This is a genomic window from Dyella amyloliquefaciens, assembly GCF_004296575.1.
Lineage (GTDB): Bacteria > Pseudomonadota > Gammaproteobacteria > Xanthomonadales > Rhodanobacteraceae > Dyella > Dyella amyloliquefaciens.
On record NZ_SAYT01000008.1, the window covers coordinates 57,154 to 69,989 of the forward strand.

Genomic DNA, 12,836 nt, shown 5'->3' on the forward strand with positions numbered 1-12,836 from the left:
AGTCGCGCTACGGCTTTGCCTCAATCCGGCAGGCGCTGAAAGCGATTGCCGGGCAGGGCTTCGACCTTGCCTTCCAGTTCCAGCAACAACAGGGCGGACGTCAGGCCGGCGACAGCTTGACCCGTGCGGTCGGCCAACTCGTCGATGGCCGTGGGCGCATGCCCCAGCGCATCCAGCAACGCCTCGCTGGCCGCATCCATCGGTGCGGGCGGCGAGAGGGCTGCCGTATCTTCGAGCCGGCTGGCCAGTTCCCGCCCCAGCGCAATCGCCGCCGGGACAAGCACTTCCACGATCTCACTGGCCGTCTCAACCAGTCGTGCGCCATCGCGGATCAATTGGTGGCAGCCGCGGGCGAGCGGATTATGAATGGAACCGGGCAAGGCGAATACCTCCCGGCTCTGCTCGACTGCCAAGCGGGCGGTGATCAGCGAGCCCGAATGCAGCCCCGCCTCCACCACCAGCGTGCCCAGGGAGAGGCCCGCCAGCAGACGATTGCGGCGTGGGAAGTGGTCGGCCCGAGCCTGGGTTCCCGGCGGAAACTCGCTTACCACTGCCCCTTGGGCCGCGATACGGCGAGCCAGCTCGTGATGCTTGCGTGGATAGACGCGATCCGGCCCGGTGCCGATCACCGCCACCGTGGGCACGCCGGCGTCCAGCGCCGCCAGGTGCGCCGCGCCGTCGATCCCGTCCGCCATGCCGCTGGTGATGACCAGCCCTGCCCGTCCCAGCGCCTGGGCGAAGGCACGCGCATGCGCCCGCCCGCTCAGGCTGGCAGCGCGTGCGCCGACGATGGCCACCTGCGGATACAGCAGCCACTGCGGCTCGCCCGCCACGAAGAGGGCAGCAGGCGGCTGCGGAATGGTCTCCAGCAGCGGCGGGAAGTCTTCATCGGTGCAGCACAGCAGGCGATGACCCGGCCGGGCCAGCCACGCCAGGTCCGCGGCCACGCGTGCTGCGTCCGGTTGCCTCAGCCAGCCACGAGCGGCCTCGGGCAGCGTCGCCGCGTGCCGCCGGAGGCCATCCAGCACGCACTGGATGTCACCGTCATGGGCGACGAGCTGTTCGCGCAAGCCGGCTGGCCCCAGGCCTGGCGTACGCAACAGGATCAGCCAGGCGCGGCATAGGTCGGTATCGATCATGGCCGCCCAGCCTAGGGCGGCCCCAAAAAGAAACGGCGCGGTGGTCACCGCGCCGTTCTGTCATCCGATGCCGCGAGGCTTATTCCGGCAGTTCGAGCTTGTCCTGCCTGTGCACGGGGCGCAGGCCGTCCATGATCAGGCCGTAGCTCACGCGATCGAAGGTGCGGAACACCATCACGTGGCCCACGAACTCCTGCGGCAGCGTCACGCTCTGGCCGGTGCCGCGATCCCAGCTGTTGCTGGCCACGTCGTCGGCAATCGTTTCGCCCGGCTGGTAGATCGAGTAGGTCTGGCCGTTCTCCACGCCGTCCTGCGCACCGATGTTCAGTGCCACCACCTGGCGCGGACCCACCGCGTCGTAGGCATCGGTGAAGGCGATGACGCGTGCATTGCCCGGCAGCGACTTCGGCGCATGCGGGTAGTAATACGGGTCGTACGGCTTGTCATCGACCGGCAGGATGCGGTCGCCCTTGCGGATCTCCATAGTGGAATCCAGCAGGAGCAGGGTAGACGGATCACCCGTGCGCAGCACTTCGGCGGTGCCGATGACGCTGACTTCAGTGCCGATTTCCTTGCCGCGGCCGTAGTGGCCGTCATTGCGAAAATCTTCCTTCCACGGCGTACGGATCATGGACACATCGCTGTCCAGCGGATGGGCCACAAGGTCGGCGCCGTTATCGCGGCCCTTGTCGCCGTCGAAATTGCGGAAGACCTGGGTCGGACGCACGATGACGAAACGCTGGCCGGGCTGGGCATCAAGATGTCGCACATAGACATTCCTGCCCACCGTGCCACGCAAATCCGCCTCTTCGAAACCCACGACGTACGGCAGCGCCGATACCTCGTTGGAGTCCAGCACGCGCATTTCCTTGAGAAACATGTGCAGCTCGGAAAGCGGAATCGCAGGAATCGCGTCACCTTCGGTGCGTACGCGGGGCTGCAAGCCCACGCGCGGACCGTTGATGAAGGACAGGTTGAGCACATCCCCCGGATAAATCAGGTGCGGATTCTGCACCTGCGGATTGGCCTGCCAGATCTCGGGCCACAGCCACGGCTTGGACAGGAATCGTGCAGAGATCGCCCAGAGCGTGTCGCCCTTGCGCACCGTATAGGTATCGGGGTGATCGGCGCGCAGTTGCGCACCTGCAGCATAAACAGCCACTGTGACCAGCATGCCGGCCAGCAGCCCAATGGACTTTCTGATCATAAACGGGAATCCCCCATCCCCCGACGCTCGGGCGAGTGTAACCGAACCGCTTGTTCACGCAACCGTGCCCAGTTGGCAAAATGGCATGCCTTCCGGGGGCTTGGCGGCGTACAATAAGGCCCATTCTAGATCGCGCCCGGGCTTGGTTTTCACCGATTCGCCCGCAGTTTGAGCGCCTGAGGTAAAGCCATGTCCGTCCTGACCATTCTCGAATTCCCCGATCCCCGCCTGCGTACCAAGGCCGAGCCCGTGCGCGTTTTCGACGCGGAGCTCAAGCAGTTCGTGGCTGACATGTTCGAAACCATGTACGACGCCAACGGCGTGGGCTTGGCCGCCACCCAGGTCAACGTGCACCAGCAGGTACTGGTGGCCGACATGAGCGAGGAAAGCAACCAGCCGCTGGCGCTGATCAATGCGCAGATCGTCGAAAAGGACGGTGCGCAGGTCTACCAGGAAGGCTGCCTGTCGTTCCCCGGTATCTATGCCGACGTCACCCGCGCGCTCAAGGTGAAGGTGAAGGCTCAGGACGTGGACGGCAACACCATCGAGCGCGAGTTCGAAGGGCCGCTGGCCGTATGCATCCAGCACGAGATGGACCACCTCGCCGGCAAGGTCTTCGTGGATTACCTCTCGCCGCTCAAGCGCTCCATGCTGCTCAAGCGCCTGGAGAAGCAGCGCAAGCAGGCGGCCAGCGCTTGAAGCTCCGCGTCGTTTTCGCGGGCACCCCCGACTTTTCCGTCCCCTGCCTTGAAGCCTGCCGCGCCAGCGGCGCCGAGGTGGTGGCCGTTTACACCCAGCCGGACCGCCCGGCCGGTCGCGGCCGCAAGCTGACGCCCAGCCCGGTGAAGCAGGCGGCCGAAGCGGCCGGCATCCCGGTCGAACAGCCCGAATCCCTGAAGTCCGCCGAGGCGCAGGCCACGCTCGCGTCCTATGCCCCCGACCTGATGGTGGTCGTGGCGTATGGCCTGATCCTGCCGCGCAAGGTGCTGGCGATCCCGCGCCTGGGCTGCTGGAACGTGCATGCCAGCCTGCTGCCGCGCTGGCGCGGCGCCGCGCCGATCCAGCGCGCGATCCTCGCCGGCGATGCCGAGAGCGGCGTCGACCTGATGCAGATGGAGGCGGGCCTCGATACCGGTCCGGTACTGCTGGAACGGCGCACGCCCATCAGCCGCGACGACACCGGCGGCTCGCTGCACGACCGCCTCGCCGCACTGGGCGCGGACGTGCTCGCCGAAGGCCTGGCTCGGGTCATGGCCGGCGAAACGCTGGCGGCGCGCGTGCAGCCGGAAGAGGGCGTCACTTACGCACACAAGCTGGACAAGGCCGAGGCTCGGCTGGATTTCCAGCGTCCCGCGATCGAACTGGAGCGCCAGGTGCGTGCGTTCGATCCGTGGCCGGTGGCCGAGGGCGAGATCAGCGGCGAGCTGCTGCGCGTATGGGCAGCCCGCGCCGTCGATGGTCGCCCCGATGCCACGCCCGGCACCGTGATCGGCATGAGCCGCGATGGCATCGACGTCGCCTGCGCCGAGGGTGCCCTGCGCATCACCGCGCTGCAGCGCGCCGGCGGCAAGCGCATCACCGCGGCTGACTACCTCAATGGGATGAAGACCCGCAGCAGCTGAAGCTTTCCGTTCCCGGCGGACCGGAAGCGATTGAGGGCCTGGTCGTTGACTCCGCTTTTCATTCCCCTCCGCTAAGTTTCCTGCCATGACCGATACCCGCGCCCTTGCCGCACAGGCCCTTGCCGACGTCGCCCTGCGCGGTGCTTCGCTGCGCGACGCCATGGAACGTTACGCGCCGCGCCTGGCGGATGCGCGCGACCGCGCGCTGCTGATGGCACTGCTGAGCGATGGATCACGCTGGTGGCTGCGCTTCGACCCGGCGCTCGACCGCCTGCTCGACAAACCGCTGCGCCAGAAGGAACCGGCCATCCATGCGCTGCTCGTGTTGGGCCTGGTGCAACTGGAAATCCTGCAACTGCCCGACTATGCCGCGGTAGCCGCCACCGTGCAGGCTGCCAAGGCACTGCAACGCCCACGGCACGCGGGGCTGGTCAACGCCGTATTGCGACGCTGGCAGCGCGAACGCGTCGAACTGCTGGCCGCGCTCGATGCGAAGCCGCAGACGCGCCATGCGCACCCGGCGTGGCTGGCCAAGGCGATCACGCGCGACTGGCCGGAACAGGCCGACGCGGTCATGGCCGCCGACAATCGCGAGCCGCCACTGATGCTGCGCGTGAATCGCCGGCGCACCGACCGCGAGTCGCTCATCGAGCGCCTGCGTTTGGATGGCTATACGGCGGATGCACACCCTTGGCTGGCGGACGGCATCGTGCTCCCACACAGCACCGACGTCACCCGCATGCCCGGCTTCGCCGCCGGGGAATTCGCCGTGCAGGACGGTGCCGCGCAGATCGCGGGCGACCTGGCCGATCTTCACCGTGCACAGCGCGTGCTCGACGCCTGCGCCGCCCCGGGCGGCAAGGCCTGTCACCTGCTGGAGCGCGAGGACATCGCGCTCACCGCGCTGGAGTTCGATCCGAAGCGCGCGCAGCGCATCACCCAGAACCTCGAACGCCTCGGCCTCAAGGCCGACGTCGTCATCGGCGACGCCGGCGAGCCGTCGGCCTGGTGGGACGGCAAGGCTTTCGATCGCATCTTCATCGATGCGCCCTGCTCCGCCACCGGTGTATTGCGCCGCCGCCCCGACGTGCGCCTGCACCGTCGCGACAGCGATATTGCGCCGCTGGTCGCACAGCAGCAGCGCATCCTGGACGCGTTGTGGCCCTTGCTGGCCCCGGGCGGCAAGCTCGTCTACATCACCTGCTCGCTGTTGCGCACCGAGAACGAAGCCGTGGTGAGCCGTTGGCTGGAAGGGCGCCAGGACGCCCGGGCCGTGAGTTTCTCGCTGCCTGCGGGACAGCCGGCCGCCGTGGGCTGGCAGGTGCTGCCCGGCGATGGCGATCTGGACGGCATGTACTATGCCGTCCTCGAGAAGCCCTGAGGCCACCCTTCGCGCGCCACGAGCGCGCCCGCCACGGCGCCGCACGGCGTGGGCGATGGCCCGTTACGCTATAGAACGTTTGCGACGCGGCCACGCCGTCTCCCCGGAACCCACGCATGCACGCCACCTCCCAAGCCACCTCGCAGGAACGCCGCCAGTTCTGGCTGCTTTTGTTGATCGCCCTGGTGGTGATCGGCGCCGGCATGGGCCTGCGCGATCCCTGGCCCTCCGACGAGCCGCGCTTCGCGCTGGCCGCCAAGCAGATGGTGGAAAGCGGCGACTGGTTGTTCCCGCATCGCGGCAGTGAGCTTTACTCGGACAAACCGCCGATGCTGTTCTGGCTGGAGGCTGCCAGCTACACGGTGATCGGCAACTGGCGCATCGCGTTCCTGCTGCCGTCGTTGCTGGCTGCACTCGGTTGCCTGCTGTGCGTGTACGACCTCGGTCGGCGCCTGTGGAACCGCCAGGTGGGCCTGTACGCCGCCTCGGCGCTGCTGATCACCTTCCAGTTCGTCTACCAGACCAAGCGCGCGCAGATCGATCCGTTGGTGATGTTCTACATCACCGCGGCGAACTGGGGCCTGCTGGTGCATCTGCTCAAGGGACCTAACTGGCGGGCGTTCTGGTTCGGCTGTTTCTGCGCGGGATTGGGCGTGATCACCAAGGGCGTGGGCGTGCTCGCGCTGTTGATGCTGGTGCCGTACCTCGTCGCCAGCTTCGGCCATTGGAACGGCGTCGCGCGCATGGGCCCCGGCGCATGGTGGCGCTGGGCGATGGGATTGGTCGCTTTGCTGATTGCCATGGCGTTGTGGCTGGTGCCGATGCTGCTGGGCGCGAAGGCCCACGCGAACGATCCGGCGTACGCTGCCTACGTCAACGACATCCTGTTCCACCAGACCGCGGGGCGCTACGGCAAGTCGTGGGACCACCACCACCCGGTGCTGTACTACCTGCCCATCGTGCTGTTCACCTGGCTGCCGCTGTCGCTGACCTATCCGGGCACGCTGCCGCGCTGGTGGCGCGCGTTGAAGGCGAAGGATGCGCGCATCCTGCTGCCGCTGGGCTGGATCGTGCTGCTGCTGGTGTTCTTCTCCATTCCCAAGGGCAAGCGCGATGTCTACATCATGCCGGCGCTGCCGATGCTGGCGCTGGTGACTGCGCCTTATCTGGGCGAACTGCTGCAGAAGCGCTGGCTGCGCATCGCGGGGCTGGCCTTCATCGGCGTGATGGGCGCGGCGATGCTCGGCGTGGGCGCAGCGGCACTGGTGGCGCATCCCAAGTTCGCCAGCGAGTTCGCCACCGCGCGTGGCTTCGAAGATGGCGGGCGGGCGCTGCTGTGGATGGCCGCGACCCTCGGCGCCGTCCTGTTGTTGCTGGTTGCGGTGCTGCGCGAGCGCCGGGCCGTGACGGCCGTGGCATGCGGCATGGCGGCGATGTGGCTGGTGCTGGGTTTCTGGGCCTACCCGATCCTCAACGATTCGAGCTCCGCCGCCGGCGTCATGCAGGAAGTGCGCGAGCGCTTGCCGGCCGGCGACCAGCTCGGCATGGTGGCGTGGAAGGAGCAGAACCTCCTGATGCTCAATCGTCCAGCCGTCGATTTCGGCTTTACCCAGCCCTGGCACGATCAATACGCAGCGGCCGTGAAGTGGCAGGCGCAGGACCCCGCGCATCGCTGGCTGTTCGTGCTGGACCCGGTGATGGGCCAGTGCGTGGACCGCAGCAAGGCAATCAGCCTGGGTCACGCCAACCGCCGCGAGTGGTGGATGTTCAAGGCCGACGCCGTGGTGCCGGGATGCCAGCCTGACGAAAGTGTCGATCGCCTGCCGGCGGCGGCCATCGACGACTGACGCATGCATGGGCGACCGCCAGCATGGCGGCCGCCTCACCTTATCCCGCCGCCAGCAGCGCCTGGTACACCGCTTCGGTGCGCTGGACGAACAAGGGAAGCCCGAAGTCCCGCTCGGCATGCTCGCGCGCTGCCAGACCCATGGCCGGCAGCGGCTCGCGTTCTTCCAGGAGTTTCGCGACGGCAGCGGCGATCGCGGACCGGTCGCGCACCGGCACCAGCCAGCCATCCTTGCCCGGCTCCACGTTCTCGGGCAGGCCGGCGTAATCGCTGAGCAGCACGGGCTTGCCCATCGCCATCATTTCGCGGCAGGCGAACGAGATCGTCTCGACGTCGTACGACAGCACGAAACCCGCATCGAGCGCCGCGACCAACGGGCGCGGATCGGCAAGCACGCCGGGAAATACCACGTTGTCCTGCAAACCCAGCGCCGCGACACGTTCCAGCTCGGCGGCCTTGGGCGGCACGCCGGCGATCAGGATGCGCAGGCGTTGGCGCTGGTCCGGCGAAAGCGAGGCGACAGCCTCCAGCAGATCCATCCAGCCTTTGTAGGCCGCCGTACCGGCATTGCTGCCGAGCAACAGCATGCCGTCGTCGGCGCACCAGCGGGATCGTTCCGTCGCCGCCGCTTCCGCAGGCCACGGCGACCAGTGATCGATGTCGATGCCGTTGTGGACGGTGGACAGGCGGCAACGCCGGTAGGCGGTGGCCGCCAGTTCGCGTCGCGTGTAGTCGCAGACGGCGATCACCTGATCGGTGCGGCGCGCGCGAAGCCAGTGGCCGATGCCGCGCACGGGCTTGGAGTTGTGCTTGGTCCAGACCAGGGCCGGCCGTTTCGCCGGCATCGCCGAGAGCACCAGGCGATGATCGGCCGAGCCATTCACATGAATGATGTCGAAAGCGTGCTCACGCAGGTAGCGCGCCAGTTGCTGGCGCGCGCGCCCACGAGCCCGCCATCGACCCAGTCCATTGGGAAAGGGCTGGTCCAACACGAACACGCCGGGCAGGGCGCGTGCTTCCCGATGGAGGCGGCTGCCGGGCGGAGCCGCCACGTGAATCTCGTGGCGCGCAGCCAGTGCGGCAGCCAGGGTACGGATGTAGGTGGTGTGACCTCCACCATCACCCGAGTGGAAGTTGGTGAACAAAAGCTTCACGCCCAAGCCTCAAGGAGCGACGACGACCCGATGCAGGAACCTGCCGGGATATGAACCCTATCTCTCTTGTACTAGGGGAAGGGCCCGGATTTCCTCATAGAATGTCATAGATTGCACAGGCGGATTCCTGTTCCCTCCAGGTACGAGTGGGGCAGTGGCCTTCGCGGCTGTAGGTGCGTTGGCCTGGCTTCGCTGGCCGGGAAAAATCGAGGATCGGATGAGAGTAGTTCCCCATGCCACCGTGGCCGCACGTATTGCCCCGCTGGTATCCACGTTGTTGCTCGCCTTGCTTCCCCTCTCATTCGCCACCCCGGGCCGGGCCAAGGCGGCCCTGTTCGGCACGCTGTTCTTCTATGGGCTGTACCTGCTGATCGCCAACCGACAGGCGCGAGCCATCTATGCCGGCGCACGGCCTTTCACCTGGCTCTGCTGGGTCATCGTGCTGTATTCGGCGGCCAACATCCTGGGGCACGGGCTGCGCTGGAACGAGTTCGACCTGCCCTCGCACATCCTGATGTTCCTCGCCATCGCCGCCGTATTCACCCAGCCGCTGCGACTTCCGTGGTTCTGGCGCGGGCTCAGCCTGACCGCGGCGGTACTCGGCCTGGTTTGCATCTATCAACACTATTTTCAGGGTGCCGAGCGTGCGTCGGGCATCGACGCCAGCGACTGGGGCGTGATCGAGCTGGCGATGTTCATGCTGGTGCTGTCGCTGAATGGCGTGGTGCAACTGCTGCGACCGCAAGTCGGGCTGCCCATGCGCCTCTTCCATGCCTTGTGCGCTGCGCTCGGCATGTTCGGTGCGCTGCTGACGCAAAGTCGCGGCCCGTTGCTGGCCTGCGTTCCCGCGTTCGCGCTGGTGATCGGGTTCGCCATCTACCGTACCCGACGCTGGCGCGAACCCGTGATCGTACTGGTCGGCGCGGTGGTGGTCGCGGCGGCAGCCGTTTTCCTGATGCGGGGCGAGATCGTCGCCCGCTTCGACGCCATCGGCCATGAGGTGCGCACCTACAGCAGCACCGACACCCAGGGTGCCGTGCGCGAACGCCTGGAAATGTGGCGGGTCGCCCGCCGCGCCTTCCTCGAGCACCCGGTCACCGGCGTGGGCATCGACCAGTTCGGTACTTATACGCAATCGCAGGTAAAGCTGGGGCGGGCCAGCGACTCCATCGCCAAATACGAGCATCCGCATAGCGAGTACCTGGAGGCGGCGGTGGCCGGCGGCATTCCTGGCCTGATCCTGCTGTTGCTGCTGTTCGGCATGCCGCTGGTGTTCTTTGCGCGCCGCGTGTTTGATTCCGACGACGCCATCGCGACCTCGGCCACCGTCGGCCTGCTGACCGTGATGATGTATGCGCTGTGCGGGCTGACGGACAATGTGCTTTATCGCGCGATGCCGCACTCGCTGTTCTTCTTCCTGACGCTCGGCATGATGGTGCAGATCAGCCGGCTACGCGCGACCTCGCCCTGACTGCGCTGGCCGGGCGCCGGCTTCACTTCCTCCACCACATCACGACTCCATGGCCCGCATCAACCTCATTGCGTGGGACAACAACCGTGGCCTCAGCCACGACATACGACTCCTTCGCGACGCCTTGCGCGGGCTGGGCCATGAAGTGAGCTTCACGCCGGCGACCCCACCGCGGAAACGGCGCTGGTGGCAGTCGCTTGCGTTGCGATGGAACCACGCCTGGCGGAGTGAGGCACCCTACGACCTCAACATCACGCTCGAGCACGCCAGCCCGGACCATCTGCGCCTGGCGCGTTGCAATGCGTTCATCCCCAATCCCGAGTGGTTCTCCCAGCGCGACCGCAAGCAGCTTGCCCGGTACGACGCCGTGCTGACGAAGACCCGTGCCGCGACAGACATCTTCGAGGGGCTGGGCGTACGCACGCTCCCCATCGGCTTCCAGAGCACCGATTGCCTGCACTCCCCGCGCGTAGCCCAGCCCAGCTTCCTGCATCTGGCCGGTGCCAGTCGCATGAAGGGCACCGAACGGTTGCTGGCGACGTGGCGGCGGCACCCCGAGTGGCCGGTGCTGCATGTGCTGCAGGCACCGGGCGTGGGTTCGGACACGGACTGGTCGGCACCCAACATCGTGCATCGGCGCGAGTACGTGGCCGATATCGCCGAGATCCGCCAGCTGCAGAACAGCCATGTGTTCCACCTGTGCCTGTCCGAGACGGAAGGGTGGGGCCACTACATCGCCGAGGCGCTGAGCTGCGGCGCCGTGGTACTGACCTGCGATGCGGCCCCCATGAACGAGCTGGTGACCGACACGCGCGGCGTACTGGTCGCAGCGGCGCCGGACGGCCTGCTCAACCTGGCTACCCGCTACCTGTTCGACGAGGCGGCGCTGGAAGCGGCCGTCGAGCGCTGCATCCGCATGGAACGCGCCGAATGGGAGCAACTGGGCACGGCCGCCCGCGAGTGGTACGTGGACAACCAGCAAGGCTTCGGGGCGCGGCTGGAAATGGCCCTGCAACAGCTGCTCTAGGCGCGGCGGGGCCGCTTGCAGCACGGACTCGTGGCTTTGGGCTTCCCGCCGACTCTAGAATCTCGCCATGACGACCTTCCCCCTCACCCTCGTGGTCATCACCTACAACGAGGCGAACAGCATCGCCCGCTGCCTCGACAGCGTGCCGTTCGCGGCCGAGAAACTGGTGATCGACAGTGGCAGCACCGACGACACCATCGCCATCGCGCAGGCGCACGGCGCGCGCGTGGTGCACCAGGACTGGCTGGGCTTCGGCGCGCAGCGCAACTTCGCCACCACCCAGTGCAGCCACGACTGGATCCTGGCGCTGGATGCCGACGAGTACCTCTCGCCCGAGCTGGCTGCCGAACTGGAACGGCGCCTGCCCCAGCTGATGGCCAGCGACAACAGCGCTGTGATATTGCGCCGCGCCACCATCTACATGGGCGCGCCGATGCGCTGGTACCTGCCGTCGATGGGCGAGAAGATGGCGCGCCTGTTCCATCGCGGCCGCGCGCGCTGGAAGGACGTGCGGGTGCATGAATCGCTGGTGTTCGACGGCCCGTCGGTGACGCTGCACGCGCGCTTCAACCACGAGAACAATCCCAGCCTGCCGCAGAAGCAGATCAAGGTGCTGCGCTATGCAGAGCTGAAGTGCCGCGACTGGCTGGAGAAAAACAAGCCGGTGCGCATGTGGCAGACGCCGTTCGTGTACCTGCTGGCCTTCATCAAGGATTACTTCTTCCGCCTTGCCTTCCTCGACGGCTGGCGCGGCTTCGTGATTGCCCAGACGGCCGCCTCGTACGCGGCGTACAAGCGCATGCGTTACTACGAGATGCGCCGCAACCCCGCCTCGGTCGCGAGTGCGGCGGACGCACTGACCCGCCACGGTATCGATCGATGAGCAAGCAGCATTACCTACTCTACGGCTCGGAGCGCTACGCGCTGGCCATCCTGCGCCCGGTGCAGGAGGCGATCCGCGCCCGCGGCGACGAGGCCGCCTGGTTCTTCGACGGCCCCGGTGCGGAAGACCTGGTGGAAGGCGAGCGCCTGCTCACCGTGCAGGAGGTGCGCGCGTGGAAGCCGCGCGCCGTGATCACCTCCAGCAACGCCGTTCCGCACTTCTTTCCCGGCGTGAAGGTGGAAACCTTCCACGGCTTCGATGCCGGCAAGCCGCGGCACATCTATGTGCGTGGCTTCTTCGACCTGTACTGCACCACCGGTCCGCGCGACACGGCGAAGTTCAAGGAGATCGCCGACCGCACGGGTCACTTCTCGGTGGCGGAGACGGGCTTTCCCAAGCTCGACCCCTTCATGAAGGAAATCAGCGGACCGCTGCCGCCGGTGCGCCAGCCGCCCGTGATCCTCTACCACTCCACCTTCTCGCCCTCGTGGAGCGCGGCGGAAACCTTGTATGAGGAGGTGAAACGCCTTTCGCGCGATGGCCGCTGGCGCTGGATCGTCACCTTCCATCCGAAGATGAATCCCGAAACGACGGCCAAGTACAAGGCACTGCAGAACGAGTACCTGACCTTCGCCGAGAACGACAACATCCTCGAACTGTTCCCGCAGGTCGACATGATGTGCTCGGACACCTCCTCGGCGCTCAACGAGTTCCTGCTCACGGGCAAGCCGGTGGTGACCTTCAAGAACCGCCGCCCGGGTCCGCAGCTGATCGACATCGACGATGCGGCCCAGTTCGAGCCAGCGATCGAGCGGGCGCTGTCGCGGCCACCCGAGCTGATGCAGGCCATCCGGGAATATGGCGATGCCATCCATCCCTACCGGGACGGCCAGTCCAGCGAACGGATCCTGAAGGCCATCGACAGCTTCATCGCCGCCGGCGGTCGCAACCGGCGCCGCAAACCGTGGAATTTGTGGCGAAAACTGAAGATCCGCCGACGCATCGGCTACTGGGGACCGGCCGGCTACTGAGCCGGGCGCTGCCCAGTCGGCAACCAGTAAGCATGGAGCAAGGCTCGCTCGGGATAGAATCGTCTCAATCCCATC

Annotated in this window: 11 protein-coding genes; 8 read left to right on the forward strand and 3 right to left on the reverse strand. The window is 66.8% G+C overall.

Translation table 11 applies throughout. The annotated features are described in order from the left end of the window. Positions 1–20: 20 nt before the first annotated feature. On the reverse strand, positions 21–1,139 hold the full coding sequence (dprA, locus tag EPB08_RS18945; protein WP_130620684.1) for a DNA-processing protein DprA: 1,119 nt from the start codon (positions 1,137–1,139) through the stop codon (positions 21–23). Between the two features lie 79 nt (positions 1,140–1,218). Beyond that, positions 1,219–2,346: a LysM peptidoglycan-binding domain-containing protein gene (locus EPB08_RS18950; protein ID WP_130620685.1), complete on the reverse strand. Its 1,128-nt coding sequence runs from the start codon at positions 2,344–2,346 to the stop codon at positions 1,219–1,221. A gap of 189 nt (positions 2,347–2,535) precedes the next feature. Here EPB08_RS18950 and def point away from each other — a divergent pair, with 189 nt between their 5' ends. The 4 genes from def to EPB08_RS18970 all read left to right on the forward strand — a co-directional run bounded on the left by def (position 2,536) and on the right by EPB08_RS18970 (position 7,196). Beyond that, a complete protein-coding gene (def, locus tag EPB08_RS18955) occupies positions 2,536–3,045 on the forward strand; it encodes a peptide deformylase (RefSeq protein ID WP_130620686.1) in 510 nt (169 codons plus the stop codon). After that, on the forward strand, positions 3,042–3,968 hold the full coding sequence (gene fmt, locus EPB08_RS18960; protein ID WP_130620687.1) for a methionyl-tRNA formyltransferase: 927 nt from the start codon (positions 3,042–3,044) through the stop codon (positions 3,966–3,968). Before def ends, fmt begins: the two co-directional genes overlap by 4 nt. Before the next feature lie 85 nt (positions 3,969–4,053). After that, a complete protein-coding gene (rsmB, locus tag EPB08_RS18965) occupies positions 4,054–5,349 on the forward strand; it encodes a 16S rRNA (cytosine(967)-C(5))-methyltransferase RsmB (protein ID WP_130620688.1) in 1,296 nt (431 codons plus the stop codon). A 116-nt stretch (positions 5,350–5,465) separates the two neighbouring features. Next, positions 5,466–7,196 carry an ArnT family glycosyltransferase gene (locus EPB08_RS18970; RefSeq protein WP_130620689.1) on the forward strand — a complete coding sequence of 577 codons (1,731 nt, stop codon included), beginning with the start codon at positions 5,466–5,468 and terminating at the stop codon, positions 7,194–7,196. A 40-nt stretch (positions 7,197–7,236) separates the two neighbouring features. On the opposite strand, the gene EPB08_RS18975 is transcribed toward EPB08_RS18970, so the two are convergent. Next, positions 7,237–8,349, reverse strand: a complete 1,113-nt coding sequence (locus EPB08_RS18975) for a glycosyltransferase family 4 protein (RefSeq protein ID WP_130620690.1) — start codon at positions 8,347–8,349, stop codon at positions 7,237–7,239. 217 nt (positions 8,350–8,566) lie between these two features. On the opposite strand from EPB08_RS18975, the gene EPB08_RS18980 reads away from it, so the two are divergent. From EPB08_RS18980 to EPB08_RS18995, 4 genes are all read left to right on the forward strand, one after another. Further along, on the forward strand, positions 8,567–9,820 hold the full coding sequence (locus EPB08_RS18980) for an O-antigen ligase family protein (RefSeq protein WP_130620691.1): 1,254 nt from the start codon (positions 8,567–8,569) through the stop codon (positions 9,818–9,820). Between the two features lie 49 nt (positions 9,821–9,869). Continuing rightward, positions 9,870–10,847, forward strand: coding sequence for a glycosyltransferase family protein (locus tag EPB08_RS18985; protein WP_130620692.1), 978 nt, complete (start codon positions 9,870–9,872; stop codon positions 10,845–10,847). A gap of 67 nt (positions 10,848–10,914) precedes the next feature. Beyond that, positions 10,915–11,730, forward strand: a complete 816-nt coding sequence (locus tag EPB08_RS18990) for a glycosyltransferase family 2 protein (protein WP_130620693.1) — start codon at positions 10,915–10,917, stop codon at positions 11,728–11,730. Continuing rightward, the gene (locus EPB08_RS18995; RefSeq protein WP_130620694.1) at positions 11,727–12,761 is read left to right on the forward strand and encodes a CDP-glycerol glycerophosphotransferase family protein; all 1,035 of its coding nucleotides are present in this window, start codon (positions 11,727–11,729) and stop codon (positions 12,759–12,761) included. The genes EPB08_RS18990 and EPB08_RS18995 overlap by 4 nt, the downstream gene beginning before the upstream one ends. Positions 12,762–12,836 lie beyond the last annotated feature (75 nt).

What these genes read in the sequence shown, in the direction of transcription:
- dprA (WP_130620684.1), bottom strand. Translation starts at nt 1,139, where the DNA reads ATGATCGATACCGACCTATGCCGCGCCTGGCTGATCCTGTTGCGTACG.
- EPB08_RS18950 (WP_130620685.1), bottom strand. Translation starts at nt 2,346, where the DNA reads ATGATCAGAAAGTCCATTGGGCTGCTGGCCGGCATGCTGGTCACAGTG.
- def (WP_130620686.1), top strand. Translation starts at nt 2,536, where the DNA reads ATGTCCGTCCTGACCATTCTCGAATTCCCCGATCCCCGCCTGCGTACC.
- rsmB (WP_130620688.1), top strand. Translation starts at nt 4,054, where the DNA reads ATGACCGATACCCGCGCCCTTGCCGCACAGGCCCTTGCCGACGTCGCC.
- EPB08_RS18970 (WP_130620689.1), top strand. Translation starts at nt 5,466, where the DNA reads ATGCACGCCACCTCCCAAGCCACCTCGCAGGAACGCCGCCAGTTCTGG.
- EPB08_RS18980 (WP_130620691.1), top strand. Translation starts at nt 8,567, where the DNA reads ATGAGAGTAGTTCCCCATGCCACCGTGGCCGCACGTATTGCCCCGCTG.
- EPB08_RS18985 (WP_130620692.1), top strand. Translation starts at nt 9,870, where the DNA reads ATGGCCCGCATCAACCTCATTGCGTGGGACAACAACCGTGGCCTCAGC.
- EPB08_RS18990 (WP_130620693.1), top strand. Translation starts at nt 10,915, where the DNA reads ATGACGACCTTCCCCCTCACCCTCGTGGTCATCACCTACAACGAGGCG.
- EPB08_RS18995 (WP_130620694.1), top strand. Translation starts at nt 11,727, where the DNA reads ATGAGCAAGCAGCATTACCTACTCTACGGCTCGGAGCGCTACGCGCTG.